The organism is Delftia sp. K82, from assembly GCF_002193035.1.
Lineage (GTDB): Bacteria > Pseudomonadota > Gammaproteobacteria > Burkholderiales > Burkholderiaceae_C > Comamonas > Comamonas acidovorans.
Window position 1 is genome coordinate 879,506 of sequence record NZ_MYFL01000003.1, and the last position, 17,274, is coordinate 896,779.

At 66.2% G+C, this 17,274-nt stretch carries 18 protein-coding genes and 1 other RNA gene; 6 read left to right on the forward strand and 13 right to left on the reverse strand.

Features of this window, described 5'->3' with window-relative positions:
* The first annotated feature begins 19 nt into the window (after nucleotides 1–19).
* From KDK82_RS20770 to KDK82_RS20795, 6 genes are all read left to right on the forward strand, one after another.
* On the forward strand, nucleotides 20–814 hold the full coding sequence (locus KDK82_RS20770) for a helix-turn-helix domain-containing protein (protein WP_043780839.1): 795 nt from the start codon (nucleotides 20–22) through the stop codon (nucleotides 812–814).
* A 56-nt stretch (nucleotides 815–870) separates the two neighbouring features.
* An RNA gene (gene rnpB, locus KDK82_RS20775) (RNase P RNA component class A) lies at nucleotides 871–1,303 on the forward strand.
* Nucleotides 1,304–1,623: 320 nt separating this feature from the next.
* A complete protein-coding gene (locus tag KDK82_RS20780; RefSeq protein ID WP_088166084.1) occupies nucleotides 1,624–2,913 on the forward strand; it encodes a site-specific integrase in 1,290 nt (429 codons plus the stop codon).
* A gap of 347 nt (nucleotides 2,914–3,260) precedes the next feature.
* Nucleotides 3,261–3,632: a type II toxin-antitoxin system RelE/ParE family toxin gene (locus tag KDK82_RS20785; protein ID WP_043372548.1), complete on the forward strand. Its 372-nt coding sequence runs from the start codon at nucleotides 3,261–3,263 to the stop codon at nucleotides 3,630–3,632.
* On the forward strand, nucleotides 3,625–3,948 hold the full coding sequence (locus KDK82_RS20790; RefSeq protein WP_043372545.1) for a DNA-binding transcriptional regulator: 324 nt from the start codon (nucleotides 3,625–3,627) through the stop codon (nucleotides 3,946–3,948). Before KDK82_RS20785 ends, KDK82_RS20790 begins: the two co-directional genes overlap by 8 nt.
* A gap of 52 nt (nucleotides 3,949–4,000) precedes the next feature.
* Nucleotides 4,001–4,786 (forward strand): hypothetical protein, encoded by a 786-nt coding sequence (locus KDK82_RS20795; RefSeq protein WP_043372541.1) that lies wholly within the window; start codon nucleotides 4,001–4,003, stop codon nucleotides 4,784–4,786.
* A 106-nt stretch (nucleotides 4,787–4,892) separates the two neighbouring features.
* Here KDK82_RS20795 and KDK82_RS20800 read toward each other — a convergent pair whose 3' ends face one another.
* The 13 genes from KDK82_RS20800 to KDK82_RS20860 are packed head-to-tail and all read right to left on the reverse strand — an operon-like array spanning nucleotide 4,893 to nucleotide 17,263.
* The gene (locus tag KDK82_RS20800; protein WP_088166085.1) at nucleotides 4,893–5,162 is read right to left on the reverse strand and encodes a DUF2274 domain-containing protein; all 270 of its coding nucleotides are present in this window, start codon (nucleotides 5,160–5,162) and stop codon (nucleotides 4,893–4,895) included.
* Nucleotides 5,159–6,427, reverse strand: coding sequence for a TrbI/VirB10 family protein (locus KDK82_RS20805; protein WP_088166086.1), 1,269 nt, complete (start codon nucleotides 6,425–6,427; stop codon nucleotides 5,159–5,161). Before KDK82_RS20805 ends, KDK82_RS20800 begins: the two co-directional genes overlap by 4 nt.
* A 2-nt stretch (nucleotides 6,428–6,429) precedes the next feature.
* Complete coding sequence (gene trbG / locus KDK82_RS20810; RefSeq protein ID WP_088166087.1) at nucleotides 6,430–7,422, reverse strand: P-type conjugative transfer protein TrbG; 993 nt, start codon at nucleotides 7,420–7,422, stop codon at nucleotides 6,430–6,432.
* Nucleotides 7,419–8,123, reverse strand: a complete 705-nt coding sequence (gene trbF, locus KDK82_RS20815) for a conjugal transfer protein TrbF (protein WP_088166088.1) — start codon at nucleotides 8,121–8,123, stop codon at nucleotides 7,419–7,421. Before trbF ends, trbG begins: the two co-directional genes overlap by 4 nt.
* A 17-nt stretch (nucleotides 8,124–8,140) precedes the next feature.
* Entirely contained in the window at nucleotides 8,141–9,517 is a 1,377-nt protein-coding gene (gene trbL, locus KDK82_RS20820) for a P-type conjugative transfer protein TrbL (RefSeq protein ID WP_088166089.1), read from the reverse strand.
* Nucleotides 9,514–9,858 (reverse strand): hypothetical protein, encoded by a 345-nt coding sequence (locus KDK82_RS20825; protein ID WP_088166090.1) that lies wholly within the window; start codon nucleotides 9,856–9,858, stop codon nucleotides 9,514–9,516. The genes trbL and KDK82_RS20825 overlap by 4 nt, the downstream gene beginning before the upstream one ends.
* Before the next feature lie 12 nt (nucleotides 9,859–9,870).
* The gene (gene trbJ / locus KDK82_RS20830) at nucleotides 9,871–10,599 is read right to left on the reverse strand and encodes a P-type conjugative transfer protein TrbJ (protein ID WP_034046887.1); all 729 of its coding nucleotides are present in this window, start codon (nucleotides 10,597–10,599) and stop codon (nucleotides 9,871–9,873) included.
* Complete coding sequence (gene trbE, locus KDK82_RS20835; protein ID WP_088166091.1) at nucleotides 10,596–13,043, reverse strand: conjugal transfer protein TrbE; 2,448 nt, start codon at nucleotides 13,041–13,043, stop codon at nucleotides 10,596–10,598. Before trbE ends, trbJ begins: the two co-directional genes overlap by 4 nt.
* Before the next feature lie 12 nt (nucleotides 13,044–13,055).
* Nucleotides 13,056–13,328 (reverse strand): VirB3 family type IV secretion system protein, encoded by a 273-nt coding sequence (locus KDK82_RS20840; RefSeq protein ID WP_088166092.1) that lies wholly within the window; start codon nucleotides 13,326–13,328, stop codon nucleotides 13,056–13,058.
* Entirely contained in the window at nucleotides 13,325–13,711 is a 387-nt protein-coding gene (locus tag KDK82_RS20845; protein ID WP_022995779.1) for a TrbC/VirB2 family protein, read from the reverse strand. Before KDK82_RS20845 ends, KDK82_RS20840 begins: the two co-directional genes overlap by 4 nt.
* Nucleotides 13,708–14,778, reverse strand: coding sequence for a P-type conjugative transfer ATPase TrbB (gene trbB / locus KDK82_RS20850; protein WP_088166093.1), 1,071 nt, complete (start codon nucleotides 14,776–14,778; stop codon nucleotides 13,708–13,710). The genes KDK82_RS20845 and trbB overlap by 4 nt, the downstream gene beginning before the upstream one ends.
* Nucleotides 14,775–15,251, reverse strand: coding sequence for a ribbon-helix-helix protein, CopG family (locus tag KDK82_RS20855; protein WP_034046909.1), 477 nt, complete (start codon nucleotides 15,249–15,251; stop codon nucleotides 14,775–14,777). Before KDK82_RS20855 ends, trbB begins: the two co-directional genes overlap by 4 nt.
* Nucleotides 15,248–17,263: a conjugal transfer protein TraG gene (locus tag KDK82_RS20860; protein WP_034046911.1), complete on the reverse strand. Its 2,016-nt coding sequence runs from the start codon at nucleotides 17,261–17,263 to the stop codon at nucleotides 15,248–15,250. The genes KDK82_RS20855 and KDK82_RS20860 overlap by 4 nt, the downstream gene beginning before the upstream one ends.
* Between the last annotated feature and the right edge of the window lie 11 nt (nucleotides 17,264–17,274).

Here is a 17,274-nt window from a genome sequence, read left to right on the forward strand (position 1 = left end):
GCAACCCGGACCATCCGCCATGCCCCGTCCCAGCAAGCCCATGCACATCCAGAACGTCGAGGATGTGCCGGGCGAGTACTACTTCCGCTACGACGAATTCGGCGCCGACACCGAGGTGCCGCCGCACAGCCACAGCTGGGGCCACCTGAACTACACGCCCCACGGCAGCATGTGCATGGACACGGCAGGCCAGCACTGGGTCTCGCCGCCGCAGTACGGCGTCTGGGTGCCGCCCGGCGTGGTGCACAGCTGCCATGTGGCGCACGCCGTGGTCTACCGCTCGGTCTACCTGGCGCCTGCGCTGTGCAGGGAGCTGCCGGCGCAACCGTGCTCCATGCGCATCGGCGCCATCGTCAAGGCCATCCTGGCCGACTTTGCCGTGCGCGACGTGCACATTCCCGCCACGGATGCCGACCTGCGCCTGGCCCGTGTGCTCTACGACCAGTTGCGGGCCGTTCCCGTGGAGCCCGGCTATCTGCCGGCCGCCGAACACCCTGCCCTGGTCGAAGTGCTGACCCGCATGCGCGCTGCGCCCGAGGACCACCGCAGCCTGGCCCAATGGGCCGCCAGCGTGCACATGACCGAGCGCACCCTGGCGCGCCACTGCCAGCGCGAGCTGGGCATGGGCCTGGGCGAATGGCGCCAGCGCATGCGCTACCTGCTGGCCATCGACGCGCTGGAGGCCGGCCTGAGCGTGCAGCAGATCGCCTATGACCTGGGCTACAGCACGCCCTCGGCCTTCATCGCCATGTTCCAGCGCGAGGCCGGCACCTCACCCGAACAATTCCGCCGCGAGTTCTGCATGCCGCCGTGAGGCTGTTGCGCCATCTGCCTGCAGCCCGGCCCAAGCCGCGAGATAATGCCGCCCGTGAAGCACGCCAGACCGCCGCTGGTGCAATCGTGGAAACACGGCACTGGAGGAACGTCCGGACTGCACAGGGCAGCGTAGCAGCTAACGGCTGTCCACCGTGAGGTGAGGATCAGAGCAACAGAGACGAGTCGGGGACATGTGCCGCCAACTTGGTGTTCTATGGGGTGCCAGCGCAAGCTGGCGACGGCTGGCGCAAGCCAGACGCCCAGGCGAAAGCCTGGGCCCCATAGCCACCCGGGGACGCGGAACGCGTCCCCGGGTGAAACGGGCAATCTCTACGCGCAGCAATACCAAGTAGGCACACGTTGACGGGGCCCCCGGAGTGTGCGGGTAGGTAGCACCGAGCCGGGCGGCGACGCCCGGCCCAGATTAATGGCGGTCACATGCGGGCAACCGCGTGCACAGAATCCGGCTTATCGGCGCGCTTCACACTTTCTTTCATGCCCCGCCACCGGCGGGGCATTTTCATGGGCGGTTCAGAACTGGTATTTGGCCGTCAGCAGCAGCCTGCGCGGCACGCCGAAATAGTTGCCGCCGTTGTTCGTGCCCAGGGTCTCGAAATAGCGGCGGTCGAACAGTTTGACCATATGTTCCGCACCGAGATACGCGGGACTACGCCAGCCCTCGCCGCAGCGAGTTTTCCTAGGGATGACGCGGATTCACCATATCCCGGTGCTTTCTGCAACCCGACCTGATTCCCGTTCGCCAGGCTCCTACTTGGCCCCTGGAATCGGTCATCCCTAGGAATATTTATGGCCAAGATCAAGCTCACCAAATCCGTGGTCGATTCGGCGGAACCCGAAGCCCACGACGTTGAACTGCGCGACACCCTCGTGCCCGGCTTTCTCTGCAAGGTCACGCCTGCCGGGCGCAAGGTGTTCATGCTCCAGTACCGTACCAATGCCGGCGACCGCCGCAAGCCCTCGCTCGGCCTGTTCGGCGAACTGACCGTCGAGCAGGCCCGCGCCAAGGCGCAGAACTGGCTGGCGGAAGTCCGCCAGGGCCGTGACCCTGGAGCGGCCAAGACCGAGGCGCGCAAGGTGCCGACGATGAAGGAGTTGTGCAAGCGATTCATGGACGAGCACTCCAAGCGCCACAACAAGAAGTCGTCGCAGAAGACCTACCAGACCTACATCGACAACCACATCATCCCGAAGCTCGGCAAGCTCAAAGTCTCCGAGGTCAAGCGCGCCGACATTGCCGCGATGATGAAGAAGATGGAGCACATCCCGACCTGCGGCAATCGCACCTACTCGCTGCTGCGGGTGATGTTCAACCTGGCCGAAGTGTGGGGCTACCGGCCCGAAGGCTCCAATCCGTGCCGCCACATCAAGGGGCTGCCCGAGAAGGGCGAATCGCGGCTCATCACCGACGAGGAAATGGGCAAGCTGTTCGGCTACCTCGACCAAGCGGAAATCGAGCGCACCGTCCGCCCCGAAACCCTGCTGGCGATCCGCCTGCAATTCGAGTTCGCGGCACGCATGTCGGAAGTCCTCGCTCTCCAATGGGACTGGATCGACTTCGAGAACCGCCGCATTAACTGGCCGGACAGCAAGACCGGCCCCATGTCCAAGCCCATGAGCGAGGAAGCGCAGCGGCTGCTGACCCATGCCACGCGCTACGAGGATTCGCCCTACGTCATCACGGCCGCACGCGACCACAAGCGGCCCATGTCCAAGGGCGTTTACTACCATGCGTGGGTCACGATCGCCAAGCGCGCCGGTCTGGCGCATGTCGGCACCCACGGCATCCGCCACCGCTCGGCGACTGACATTGCCAATTCCGGCGTGCCGATCAAGGTGGGCATGGCGCTGACGGCGCACAAGACCGTGGGCATGTTCATGCGCTACGTCCACACCCAGGATCAGGAAGAACGCGAGGCCAGCGACGTGGTGGCGAAGCTGCGCAAGCTGATCGCCAGCGGCCAGCAGGCCGCGCCAGCGAAGGCCGAGGAAGCGCCGGAACTTCCGCAGGCGCTGGCCGAACTGTTCAAGCTGCTCAAGCGTTCGCCCGAACTGCTGGAAAAGCTGGAAGCCGCGTAATGCCAGCCCAAGCCCTGCGGGGAATTGTCGCGACAGTGTCGCGACAATTCCCGACCGCACCCGGCGCCGGATTGTCGTATCACCGATACGACAATTCGCCTGGGCGCAAACAGTCGGCCACTACGCCGGAACACGCCCCAGCGAGTTTCCGGCCGCGCCAGCCTGCGGCATCCTTCCATCATTTGCGGATGGACGCCCGCGGTGCCGCTTGAACTGACCGGCTTCGTTCTACTGGGCGGGCTTGGGCGGGCTGCACCTGCCACGGCAAGCGAGGCTGCCCAACGCTCTGGCAGCGTCCATCCCTTCATGGACAATTCATGCCACTTGGTGGTATAGTGAGAACAGCGATGCACATCTTCAAAACCCGTCACTTCCAGCGGTGGATGCGCAAGACGGCATTGAGCGATTCTGATCTGCGCAAGGCTGTCCTTGAGATGGCCGCCGGGCTGATCGACGCTGACCTCGGCGGTGGCGTGGTGAAGAAACGCATCGGATTGGCCGGGCGCGGCAAGCGCGGCGGAGTGAGAACGCTGGTCGCCACCAACAAGGGCAACCGCTGGTTCTTCGTATTCGGGTTTGAGAAAAACGAGCGGGACAACATCAGCGACGCCGAGCTGCAAGCCTTGCAGGACTACGCCGCCGATTTGTTGGAGCGCACGGCCGCGCAACTGGATGCAGCCGCTGCCGACGGCACTTTGCTGGAGATCACCGATGACTGAAAAAACCCAACCCAAGAGCCGAATTCTGGAAGCGGTGCATGAAGGCGCCCGCGACCTGCACCGCCTGGGGTTCATCGACAAGCGCAAGATGCAGAAGTACGACCTGCTGTGCCTGGAGCCGGTGCAGGACTACGATGCCGCCAGGATCAAGGCGCTGCGCGAGCGCCTGCAACTGAGCCAGGCCGTGCTGGCCTCGGTGCTCAACACCAGCGCGTCCACCGTCCGCAAGTGGGAAGTGGGCGACAAGCGCCCCAGCGGCCCGTCGCAGAAGCTGCTGGACATCATCGAACGCAAGGGCCTGGAAGCCGTGCTCTGAGTGCCGGGAGCGCATCACATGAGCAAGAAGCTCGACGATACGGAGAAAACCAATGTCAGCACAGTCCATTCCGTGGGGGCCAGTCCGCTCGACACTGACTGAAAAGTTCACTTTCGGTGACATTAAGCAGATCGTCGGCTACGGCGACCTAGATATGTCCAGGCTTGCACACCTCGAACAGAAACCGCAGAACGGCGCCTCGAAATCGCAGCTCTTGAGCGAGATCGACAGGCAGGTCGGCGCAATGGACGACAAGCGCCGCAGCGCCTTTGTCTCCATCTGCTGCGAAGAAATGATGCGCCGTAAGCCCGACGTCATTGAGGAACTGGAACGTGTGCTGTCCAGGGTGGGCTGGAAGTTCTCCGGTACGGCACTCATACCTATCGAGATTTTCGATGTTGCCGAGTTGGCCAGCCTCCCCGACGCCGCAGCGGCAGACATCCAGAAAGCGGCCACTAGGCTGCGTGATGGCGACCTCAGCGGCGCGTTGTCTGCGGCCTGCGGTGCTCTCGATGCCGTGACCAGCGACATTTACAGCCGCCACGGTCTGGGCGATGCAGGCAAGGCGTCATTTCAGGAGCGCATCAGGAAGTCTCTCGATGCCTTGCAGGTGAAAGACCGCCTGATCGGTGAGTTGACCGACATCGGCTGGGCTGAGCCCGACTACAAGCCACTGTCTGCCAACATCGACGGTTCCTTGAACCAGGCGGCCTTCGTGATGCAAAAGCTGCGGGCCGACATGGGCGACGTGCATGGAACCAAACCCGTCATTGCCGCCCTGGTCTATGACGCCATCAAATGGTCATCCTTGTTACTCAGGATGCTGGCAACTCGATGAACGTACCGCCTCACGCACCGATTAAATGACATGATGGGTGAAGCGGTGTACGTCTGACAATCCCAGAAAAACAAGCGGAACCCGCCCACGATGGCGGGTTTTCGTTTCAGGGGCCAGTATTTGGCATGGCTGGTGTCGCCGTCCGTGCTGGCAGCGGCTTGCCCGCGCGCGCCTTCCTGAATCCCCGATCTCGCGCCATGAACGCTTCCAGCATGTGCGGGATCAATGTCGCCGCATCGACCGCTTCGCCATACGTCTGCGCGTGCAGCGCGGCGTAGCGGTCGAGGTCGGCTTTCAGGCTGGCCGGGCAGGCAAAAGTCAGCTTCGTGGATTCCGTTTTCGGCAGCGGCCCCAGCCGCAGCTTGCGCATCGTCATCGTGAAGCCCCCCTGTTGAAGAAAAGCGGCTGGTACGGCCGCAACACCAGATCCCGATTGACGATGATGCGTACCGGCAAGCCGGGGCGCTCCGTCAAGGTGGGCTGGATGTTGAGGTTGCGCCGGGTCATCTCCTGGCCGACCTGATTGATGCTGTCCTGGGCGCTATCGCGGCCGGCGATGATGACGCGATCACCGTCCTGTCGGTTCTCCGGCGCCGCCAGCTCGGCACCGACGCCCAGCAGCGTCGTCAGCGCCGCGCCGGCAAAGATGCGATCCCAATGCCAATCCACATCGTCTTCCAGGCCGGCATAACCGGCCGGGTCGGTGCCGGCCAGGTTGTCGAGCGTGAGCGAAGACGTGTCGGGCAGGATGATCCGGTTCCACACCACCTGCACGCGGCTCTGCCCGTAGCTGACCTGGCTGTTGTATTTGCCCAGGATGCGCGAACCCTGCGGGATCAGCAGGAACTTGCCGGTGGCCGTGTCATAGACCGGCTCCGTCACCGTGGCGATCACGTCGCCCGGCAAGTCCGACTTGATGCCCGTCACCAGCGCCCCGGCGACCACCGTTCCGGCCATGACCTGATACGGCGAAGCCGGCAGGGTCAGATTGCCGGAATTACGGGTTTCCGTGGTTCCGGCTTTCTGGAACGCCTCTTTCTGGTCTTGCCGGTTCTGTACGGCGGTCGGGTCGGCAGGCTGGGCCGCCGTCGAGGCCGGGCCAGCCGCCAGTGGGTCGAACGCCGCATTGGCGGCGAAGCCCTGCGAGGCAGCCACCTGCGTCTGCGCTACCGGCGCGGCCTTCTGCGAACCCGAGCGGAAGAACACCGACGATGCCGCAGCCGCTTCGGCTTCCTTGCGCAGCGCGTCGTTCGGGTCGTGGCCGGGGGCCGCGTAGGCGGCCGTCACCGGCTGCTGCGACTTCACGATGGCCGGGCCAAGATCGCCCGGCAGCGGCGGCCCCAGCTCCGGCACCTTCGGCGGCAGCTTCGAGTAGTCGGCCGGCAGCGCGTCCAGCCCTTCAGACTTCGAGACGCGATCGACGTTGTAAAGCTCGGTCTGCTCGCCAGTGCTGCGCCGCTGCGGTTGCAGCGACCACATCAGTGCGCCGAGCACGGCGACCGATAGGCCGCCGGCGAGGATGGCCAGCGTGCGCCGGTTCAGGCGCGTGACCGGGCGCGGTTGCGCGCGCAGCGCCACCGCCTCGGGCGCTACCTTGCCCGCCTGCGGCGTGGCGAGGTCGGGAGTGTCGTCCTGGCTCATGGTCAGTTCCTCCGCGCCACGCCATCGGTGCGTTCGATACGCACCACGTCGCCGCCATCACCGCCCAGGTGCAGTTCGGCCGCGCCGAACAGCCGATCCACGATGTAGTAAGGCGGACGAAAACGGTAGTTCACCAGTTGCCCGTCGCCCTGCGCGCCGATGACGAACAGAGGCGGCAGTTCGCCTTGCGCGATGCCCGGCGGAAACTGGATATAGACCTTCTCGCCGTCATCGAAGGCACGCAGCGGCTTCCACGGCGGATTGCTGCCGCTGACCGCGTAGCGGAAGCGGATCTTCTCCAGCGACAAGCCGGTATCGACCGGCGCGGCGGCGCTGGCCGCCTGCGCCTGGCGCTGTAAAGCCAGCATCCGATCTTTCGGATAGTCCCAGGACACCGAGGCCATCCACGCCTTTTCCGTCGAAGTCAGCTCCAGCAAGTACGTCCGGCGGCTGGTGGTGATGACCAGATTGGTTTTCAGGCCCGAGCGAATGGGCTTGACCAGCACATTGACGCGCAGCGCGTCGCCGCTGCCGCTGGACGTGTCGCCGACGATCCAGCGCACGGTATCGCCAGCGGCGACCGTCACCAGTTCCTCGCCGGGCTGCAAGGAGACCACGGTCACGCGCCCCTGCGCGGCATAGACCTGATAGAGCGCGCCGTCGGTGAAGGGCCATACCTGAATCGCGTTGACGTAACCCTCGCGGGTCGGCGCGATGCGCGCCTCGGCATTCGCACGCGAGACACGCACCTTCTCGTCGGCCGGCTCCGGCGCGGCCGGGGCCGTGTCCACCTCGGGCAGCGGCTTCAACTGTGCCGGCAGCGCCAGTGGCTCGGGCACGGCCACGACTTCGACCGGCTTGGGCGGCTCTGGCAGCGGTTGCGCCTGCACCGGCTCATCGAGCGAAATGGTCGGCGGCGGCTTGCCCTGCGAGGCGCAGCCCGCCAGGGCCAGCAGGATCAACGGCAAAACGGATTTACGGAAAAGTGCATTCATGGCTTGGCTCCTTCGGAAGAATCCAGTTCGCGGCTCCACGCCAGGCCATTGACGTAGATGCCCAGGGGGTTGCGGCGCAGGCGTTCTTCGGTGCGCGGGGTTTGCAGGACGATGGACACCACGGCCGTCCACCGCTCCAGCCCGGCGGCCGCGCCATTGACGTAGCGGCGTTCCGTCCAGCGCACGTTGAAAGACGTGTCGCTGGCGCGGACGACACTGGTGATCTGCACCGTCACCGACTCCTTGCCGATGCGCACGAATGGGTCATTTGTGCGGGCGTAGTCGTTGAGCACGGCCGCGCCCTTGTCGGTGGTGTAGTCGTAGGCATCCAGCCAGTTCTGCCGCACAACGATGGGATCGACAGACAGCGATCGCACCAGGCCGACGAAGCGCGCCAGGTGGTGCGCGATATGCGCATCGGCGGGCCGGTACGGCGTGGCGGCTTCGCCCACGGCGCGTACCTGTCCGGCCTGATCAACCTCGATGACGTAAGGCGTCACGATGGACTGCGCCGAGCGCCACACCAGGCCACCGGCCATCAGCAGCGCAAGCACCAGGCAGCCGAACGCCATGAGCCGCCAATTCTTCGCCTGCACGCGGGCCGAGCCGATACGGTCGTCCCACACCTGGGCAGCGGATTGATACGGGGTGGCAGGTTGCGGCGTATCGGCATAGCGCACCTGCGGTCGCTTGAATCGCATGGGGTTCTCCTTGGTGGTCAGGTATCGGAATCGCGCAGGCTCGGGCCTTGCCCCGAGCCGCCGCCGTCGCCACCGCGCAGCGTGTGGGCGGCGGTGGTGGCGGCATGGGTGATCTGCTGGCGGCGGTGCATCCGCTTGGCCCAGGCGGGTTGCTCCTGCTTGGGCGCGCTGGCGGCACCTTCTGCCGCTTCGCCGGCGGTGGCCTGGCCTGCGCCGGCAGCGCCAGCGCCTGTGCCGTTCCATCCGGCGCGGAATGAATCGGCCACCTTCTTCCCGGCAGCGGAAGCGCCGGACGCGGCACGGCGGCCCGCCGCCTGCGCGCCCGTCTTGGCGGCATTGCCAAGGCCAGCCGCCGCACCCTTGGCTCCGCCGCCCGCAGCGGCGGAACCGGCCTGGAACGCCGACCGGGCGTTACCGGCCGCCGACGTGGCGGAACGCGCACCTGCGCCGGCCAGCTTGGCGGCGGCCGGGGCCATGCGTGCCCCGGCCATGACGGCACCGCCGACGCCGGTGGCGGCGGCACCGATGGCAACGGCCGTACCGGCAGCGCCGACTGCTGCGCCCGCCATCGCGCCCGCGCCAAGCTGCGGCGCACCGGACACGAGGCCCGTGGCGATGCCAGGGCCGAAGATGCCCAGCGCCAGCAAGGCGAGCGAGGCCAGCATCACGACCAGCGCGTGGTCGATGGAAGGCTCGTCAGGGTGAACCTGGAACTCCGCGAACAGGCCCGAGCCGATGCCGACGATGACGGCCAGCACCAAGACCTTGATGCCAGACGACACCACGTTGCCGAGCACCTTTTCCGCAAGGAAGCTCGTCTTGTTCCAGAGTGCGAATGGGATCAGGACGAAGCCGGCCAGCGTGGTCAGCTTGAACTCGATCAGCGTGATGAAAAGCTGTACCGCCAGCACGAAGAAGCAGAGGATCACCACCAGCCAGGCGAGGAACAGCACCACGATGGGATCAAGGTTGGTGAACACCTCGGGGAAGCCGGCCATGTCGCCGATCTGCTCCAAGATCGGCGCGCCTGCGTCGATGCCGGTCTTCGCCAGCCGGCCCGGTTTCAGGAAGTTATCCATGCTCAACGTCGAGCCGGTGGCCGTCAGGCCCAGGCCGGCGAACGACCGGAAGACGATGCCGGCCAGCCAGTTGAAGTTGTTGATGATGTAGGCGAAGGCGCCCACGTAAAGCACCTTGCGCAGGAGCTTGGCGATCACGTCCTCGCCCTGGCCAGTCGCATGGCTCATGGCCCAATACAGGCCCGCGATGGTCATGTCGATGACGATCAACGTGGCCGTCAGGAATGCCACTTCGCCTTGCAGCAGCCCGAAACCGGAGTCGATGTAGCGCGAGAACGTATCGAGGAATTTGTCGATGATGGTCACGTCGTTCATGGCGTGTCCTCCGTAGCCGAGAGCGGTGCATCGCCGGCCTCATCGGTGGGCGTGTCGAAACTCGCCGGGATCGGTGGCAGGTCGGCCAGCGAGCCGTATTCGTCCGGCCCGGTCTGGCCGGCGAAGAAGCGCCGCCGGAAGGCTTCGGCGGCGGCGCGGCAGTCGTCTTCGCCTGCGGCTTGCCGGTCGGTTGCGCATTGGGCGCGCAGCGCCTTGAGCCGCACGGGATCAGCGGCCAAGGTGGCGGCCAGGTCTTCGGCCCTTTGTTGGTCGGACGACTGGCCGCAAGCGGTCAGCAGCACGGCCAGCAGCGAAACCGACAGAACGGGAACGCATAGCATGGCCGCCTCCCGTCAGTTGTTGTAGAAGTTGACGGACTGTGGCGTGTACGGCGTGCCGGTGCCCAGGAAGCGCCGTCGCACTTCGCGGGCGCGCTCGGTGGCCGCCGCCTGCCGCGCCAGTTCCAGCGAGGCCGCACGGTCTTGCGTGATCTGGAGCTGCTGCGCCTGGATGGACTGCTTGGCCTGCAAGGCGAGAAGCTGGTTCGTCGCCTGCATGGCCTGCAAGGCACCCGTGGCCGATTGGCTCTGGCTCACGAGGTCGGCCAGCGCGCTTTCGTCTTGCGCCAGGTTCTGCGACACCTGCGCCTGCATCCGCATTGCGGTGTGCAGCCCGTCGAGGGTGTTCTTCCACCGCTGGCGGGCATCGCGGAACATCTGATCGCCGCTGATCGTGGCGGCGTACTGATCGGGGTACAGGCGCGCAAAATCGCGGTCGAGGTTCTGCACGTCATAAGCCAGCCCCTGCGCCTCGGCAATCAGGCGTTCGGTGGTGGCGAGCGTCGAGCGCAGCCGGTTGACGATGTTGAAGTCGAGATTCGCCAGGTTGCGCGCCTGGTTGATGAGCATCTGCGCTTCGTTCTGGAGTTGCTGAATCTGGTTGTTGATTTGCTCCATCGTGCGGATCGCGGTCAGCGTGTTCTGCACGAGGTTCGTGGGATCGACCACGACCCATTGAGCATGGACAGTGGTGGCGGTGCAAAGCATGGCCGCGACGGCAGCGGCGACAAGGCGCTTCTTCATGATGGGTTCTCCTGTGGTTGGGAAAGAAAAGAAGCCGCCGCCGGTGAGGACGGCAGCAGGTCGGCGGCCCAATCGAGGCCGCGATGGCGCAGCCACGCACCGGCGAAGCCGGGAGCGCCGGCCTGCGTCAGCACGCGCTCTATGTCGCGTTGGTCTTGCGGTGTGGATGCGCCCGCGAAGGCGAGCGCGGCCGGCCCCAGGTCGAGGTCGAACAGGCGATTTCCCAAGCGCGATTGGTAGTAGTAATCACGCTTGGGCTGCGCGGTGGCGACGATTTCGATTTGCCGGCTGTTGAGGCCGAAGCCCTCGTAGATCGTGCGAATCTGCGGCTCGGTCGCCTGCGGGTTGGGCAAGAAAATCCGACTCGCGCAGCTTTCGATGATCGCGGGCGCGATGGTTGAATCCTTGATGTCCGCGAGCGACTGCGTAGCGAAGATCACCGACACGTTTTTCTTGCGCAGCGTTTTCAACCATTGCCGGATGCGTGCCGCGAAGGACGGTTCATCAAGGAACAGCCAGGCTTCATCGAGAATCAGCAGCGTGGGCGCACCGTCGAAACGCGCATCGAAGCGGGCGAACAAATAGCGCAGAACCGCTTGCACGGCGGCGGGGCTGTGCATCAGTTCTTCCATCTCGAAGCCCTGCACGTCGCCGCTGCCGAGCCGGTCGCGGTCGGCGTCCAGCAGCTTGCCGTGCGCGCCGCCCAGCACATACGGCGACAACGCCTGCCGCAGCGCGTTCGATTGCAGCAGCACCGATAGCCCGGTCATCGTGCGCTGCTCCACGGGCGCACCGGCAAGACTGCCGAGCGCCGACCAGATGGCGGCTTTCTCGTCGGGGCCGACGGTCACGCCTTCATGCATCAAGCGGCCTTCGATCCATTCGGCCGCCCAGGTGCGGTAGCCCTCGCCGTCGATGCGGGCGAGCGGCTGGAAAGCGATGCCGCCATCGGCCCCGAGGTCGTAGTGCTCGCCACTCAGGCCGAGGATGGTGGCGCGCATCGAGCGCCCCATGTCGAACGCGAAGATGCGCGAGCCGCGATAGCGGCGGAACTGCAAGGCCAGCATCGCCAGCAGGACGGACTTGCCCATGCCGGTCGGCCCCGCGACCAGCGTATGCCCCACGTCGCCGATGTGCGTCACCAGCCGGAACGGCGTCGCGCCATCGGTGCGGGTGACGATCAGCGGCGGGCCGTCGAGGTGGGCGTTCTTTTCCGGGCCGGCCCACACCGCCGATACCGGCATCATGTGCGCCAGGTTCAACGTCGAGACGATGGGCTGGCGCACGTTGGCATACGCATTGCCCGGCACCGACGACAGCCACGCATCCACGGCATTGAGCGTTTCGGGAATGGTCACGAAGCCCCGGCCCTGGATGACGCGCTCCACCATGCGCAGCTTTTCGTCGGCCGCGGCGGCATCCGTGTCCATCACGGTGACGGTGGCCGTCAGGTAGCCGAAGGCGACTTGATCGCTGCCCAGCTCCTGCATGGCGGCATCCGCATCGGCCGCCTTGTTGCTGGCATCCGTATCGACCAGCGGGCTTTCCTGCTGAAAGATCGTTTCGCGCAGCAGCGCGATGACGTTCTTGCGCTTGGCAAACCATTGGCGCCGCAGGCGGCCCAGTTCCTTTTCCGCCTCGGCTTTGTCGAGGCAGAGGAACCGGGTGCTCCAGCGATAGGCAAAGCCCAGGCGGTTGAGGTCGTCCAGCAGTCCCGGCCAGGTCGAGGTCGGGAAGCCCCGCACCGACACCACGCGCAGGTGCTGGTCGCCCAGCATGGGCGCCAGACCACCGACCAGGGCGGAATCGACCAGCAGCGCGTCGAGGTGGAAAGGCACTTCGGGCACGCCTACGCGGTAGCGCCGCGTGGACACCGTGGCGTGCAGGTAGGTCAGCGTCTGCGCGTCATCGAGCCAGGCGATTTCCGGCATCACGCCATCGAGTAGGTCGAACACGCGATCGGTTTCCGCCACGAAGGCATCGAGCCGACCGCGCCAGTCCACGCCATCGCCCGGCGCATGCTCGTAGAGCAGCTTGGCCGCCCGGGCACGGGATTCCTCCGGCGGCAGGTAGGCCAGCGTCAGGTGATAGGCGCTCTCGAAGTGGTTGCCGGATTCCTCGAAGGCGGCGCGGCGTTCCTCGTCCACCAGCCAGGACAGTGGTTCGGGGAAGTCGGAATGCGGATAGTCCGCTGCCGGTTGGCGTTCTGCTTCCACGAACAGCGCCCAGCCCGAACCCAGCCGGCGCAGCGCGTTGTTCAACCGCGCCGTGGTGGCGATCAGTTCGCCCTGTGTCGCGCTGTCGAGGTCGGGGCCACGAAATCGTGCTGTTCTCTGGAAACTACCATCCTTGTTCAAGACGACACCCGGCGCGATCAGCCCGGCCCAGGGAAGCCAGTCGGCCAGCAAGGCGGGCCGCTGGCGGTATTCGGCAAGGTTCAGCATGGCGGCGTCCCCCTACACGTCCAACAGCGGGCGGTGCTTGATGTGCCGGGCGAAGACCTGCATGAACTGCGGATCGACGCGCGCGCCCCACACGGCCAGCGAGTGACCGACGATCCAGAGCACGACACCGGGAATCCAGAGTTGCAGGCCCAGCCCGACGGCGGCGGCCAGCGTGCCGTTGGCAATCGCCACGGTGCGCGGTGCGCCGCCCATCAAGAGCGGTTCGGTCAGCGAGCGATGCAGCGGCACCTCGAAGCCGGCCGCGAAGCTGTCCGGCCGACTCATACGACCGCCCCGCCGGAGAAGCTGAAGAACGACAGGAAGAACGAGGATGCGGCGAACGCGATGGACAGGCCAAAGACGATCTGGATCAGCTTGCGAAAGCCGCCCGACGTGTCGCCGAAGGCCAGCGCCAGGCCCGTGGCGATGATGATGATGACGGCGACGATGCGCGCGACCGGCCCCTGGATCGACTCCAGAATGGATTGCAGCGGGCCTTCCCACGGCATCGAAGAACCGGCGGCCTGCGCCGTACCGGCCAGGAACAGCAGCAGCGCGGCCAGCAGCAGCCCTTGCCCCGCCGGGCGGGCCAGGCTGCGCAGCCGCGCGAGGCTGGACAGGTGGGAAAGCGGATTTACGGAAAGACGGAAAGCATGGGCGTGCGTCATGGCAGTTCTCCAGGTTGGTCAAGGGACGGGGAAGGCGCAGCGGCATCGGCTGCGAGAGGAACCGGCGTCAGCTCGGGAAACGGCGTTTCCAGCGCGTCCGCCAGGCGGTAGCCCACACCGTCGAAGCCGACGACGCGGGCGATGCTTTCGACGCGGCGCTTGCGGCCGCGTCCGGCGATGTGGATGACGACATTGACCGCCTCGGCGATCAGCGCACGCGGCGGGTTCACCGCGACTTCGAGAATCAACTGTTCGAGGCGCAGCAATGCGCCCAGCGCGGAACCGGCGTGGATGGTGGCGATGCCGCCGGGATGGCCGGTGCCCCACACCTTCACCAAGTCCAGGGCTTCGCCGCCGCGCACCTCGCCGACAATCACGCGGTCGGGCCGCAGGCGCATCGTGGCGCGCACCAGCTCGGTCATGGACACGACGCCCGCGCGGGTGCGCAGCGGCACATGGTCGCGGGCGGCGCATTTCAGCTCTATCGTGTCTTCGAGCACCAGCACGCGGTCGCCGGTGGCGGCGATTTCCGCAAGCAAGGCATTGGCGAGCGTGGTCTTGCCGCTGCTCGTTGCCCCGGCGATCAGGATGTTCTGGCGCTCGCGCACGGCGCGGCGCAGGAACTCGGCCTGCCCGGTAGTCAGGATGCCGTCGGCCACATAGCGATCCAGGCCGATGATGCTCACGGCACGCTTGCGCAGCGCGAAGGCCGGGCCAGGCGCAGCCGGCGGCAAGATGCCCTCGAACCGCTCGCCGGTTTCGGGTAGCTCGGCGGTCAGCAGCGGTCGCCCGCGATGTACCTCCGCGCCGACGTGCGCCGCGACCAACCGGATGATGCGTTCGCCATCGTCTTCGGACAGTTCCACACCCAGCGGCGTGCGGCCCGACGACAACCGATCCACCCATAGGGTGCGGTCGGGGTTGAGCATGATTTCCACCACGTCCGGGTCGGCCAGCGCGGCGGCGATGACCGGCCCCATAGCCGTGCGCAGCATCTGGATGCGGCGATCCAGCGAGGCCGCAGCGGATGAACGCGGTTCGGGCGGGGTCTGCGGAACGGCGCTCATAAGGCACGCTCCGCAGTTCGTTCGTGGGCTTCGGCCAGCGCCGCCGTGTCATCCATCCGCGCCGGGTCGGGGTGTAGTTCCTCCACCACGTCGCGCACCAGGCTGCGGCCGCGCAGCAGGTGACGGCCAAGCTGTTCCACGAATTGCTCGAAACGCGCTTTGCCCTGCGCGCGGGCTGCGTCCTGATGGGCTTCGGGAACCGGCGTGCTGACGGTCAGGAAGTAGCGGATGAACAGCGCCAGCGTTTCGATCTGGATGTTCTGGTCGCGCTCCATGCGCTCGGCCTGGCGCGACAGGCGATCCAGCCGCTTGGCGATGGCCGCCTCGCGCTGGTCGCCGGCATCGGGCGACAGCCACGATGCGAGCGCCGCCGCGACGATGGATGACTTGGACACGCCTTTCTTGGCGGCCAGTTCTTCGAGGCGCTTGGCGTGCTCGGGCTGGATGAACAGATTGAGGCGGTATTGGCTCATAAGTCGATTCCGTCGTTGGGGTCGAGGGAAGCCAGCCGGGCCGTGCGCTGCATGGCCGGGTCGAGCTGGCCGGGGAGAGACGCCAAACCAGGCAGCGGCAAGTCGTCGTCGTCATCGAGCAGCGCCAGGTCGTTGCCTGCGGGCTGCGGTTCGGGGCTGTATTCGGCGACTTCGGATAGCTCCGGCTGGCGGCGTGGGCCGCCGTCGTCGGCGGTGCCTGCGGCGTCACTGGACAGGCCCGCAGCCGGGGCCGCTGGTACAGCGGGAATCGCCAGGCCGCTCCAGTCGTCGGGCCGGGCTGGCGGCGCATCGGCGTACTGCCCGGCCGCGAGCGCGGGCGGCGGCAGCACGCGGCGCTTGAAATTGCTGTCCGCGTAGTAGCGCAGCTTCTTCGCCTTGATCGGTGCCACGCTGGACACCATCACTACGGCTTCGTCAGTCGGAAGCTGCATCACTTCGCCGGGCGTCAGCAGCGGGCGGGCCGTCTCCTGCCGCGACACCATCAAATGCCCGAGCCACGGCGCAAGCCGGTGGCCGGCATAGTTGCGCTGTGCGCGCAGTTCGGTGGCGGTGCCAAGCGTTTCGGAGATTCGTTTGGCCGTGCGTTCGTCGTTGGTGGCGAACGTCACGCGCACATGGCAGTTGTCGAGGATGGAATGGTTCTGCCCATACGCCTTGTCGATCTGGTTGAGCGACTGCGCGATGAGGAAGCTGCGGATGCCGTAGCCGGCCATGAACGCCAAGGCCGTCTCGAAGAAGTCGAGCCTGCCCAGCGCCGGGAACTCGTCGAGCATCAACAGCAGTTTGTGGCGACGTGCGATGCCGTCGCTGCCGTCGAGCGATTCGGTGAGCCGCCGCCCGATCTGGTTGAGGATCAGGCGGATAAGCGGTTTGGTGCGGGAAATGTCCGAGGGCGGCACCACCAGATACAGCGACACCGGATGCTCGGATGCGATCAGGTCGGCGATGCGCCAGTCGCAGCGCGAAGTGACTTCGGCCACCGTGGGGTCGCGGTACAGGCCGAGGAACGACATGGCGGTGCTCAACACGCCCGAGCGTTCGTTGTCCGACTTGTTGAGCACTTCTCGGGCAGCGGACGCGACAACCGGGTGAGGCGCATCGCCCAGGTGCTTCGTCGTCATCATCCGGTGCAAGGTCAGCTCGAACGGGCTGGCCGGGTCAGACAGGAAGTTGGCGACGCCGCGCAGCGTCTTGTCCTCGCCCGCATAGAGCACATGCAGGATGGCTCCGACCAGCAGCGCATGGCTGGTCTTCTCCCAATGGTTGCGCTTCTCCAGCGCGCCTTCGGGGTCAACGAGAATGTCCGCGATGTTCTGCACGTCGCGCACTTCATGCGCGCCGCGCCGGACTTCGAGCAGCGGGTTGTAGGCCGCTGATTTCGGATCGGTCGGGTTGAGCAGCAGGCAGTGCGAGAAGCGCGAGCGCCAGCCCGCGGTGATCTGCCAGTTCTCGCCCTTGATGTCGTGGATGACGGCGGACGCGGGCCAGCTCAACAAGGTGGGCACCACCAGGCCGACGCCTTTGCCCGAGCGCGTGGGCGCGAAGGTCAGGACGTGTTCCGGGCCTTCGTGGCGCAGGTACTCGTTGCGGTACTTGCCGAGGAAGACGCCGGCTGGCTGCGTCAGCCCGGCCTTGCGAATGTCATCCGCTTCGGCCCAGCGCGCCGAACCGTAGGTCGTGACCAGGCGTGATTGCCGCGAGCGCCACACCGACATGGCGATGGCAACCACCACGGCCGCTAGGCCGCTGCCGCCCGCGATGGCCCCGCCTATGTCGAAGACATGCGGCGCATAGGCATCGAAGAAGAACCACCACTCGAACAGCCGCCAAGGGTGATAGACCGGCGTTCCGAAGAAATCAAACCACGGCAAGCCAAGGCGTAGTTGATAGCCGAGGGCGGCGGCTGTCCATTGCGTTGCACTCCATACGCCGGCGATCACGATGCCGAAAACGGCGGCGATCTGCCCAAACAACACGCCCTGAGCTTGCATGACTGGCCTCC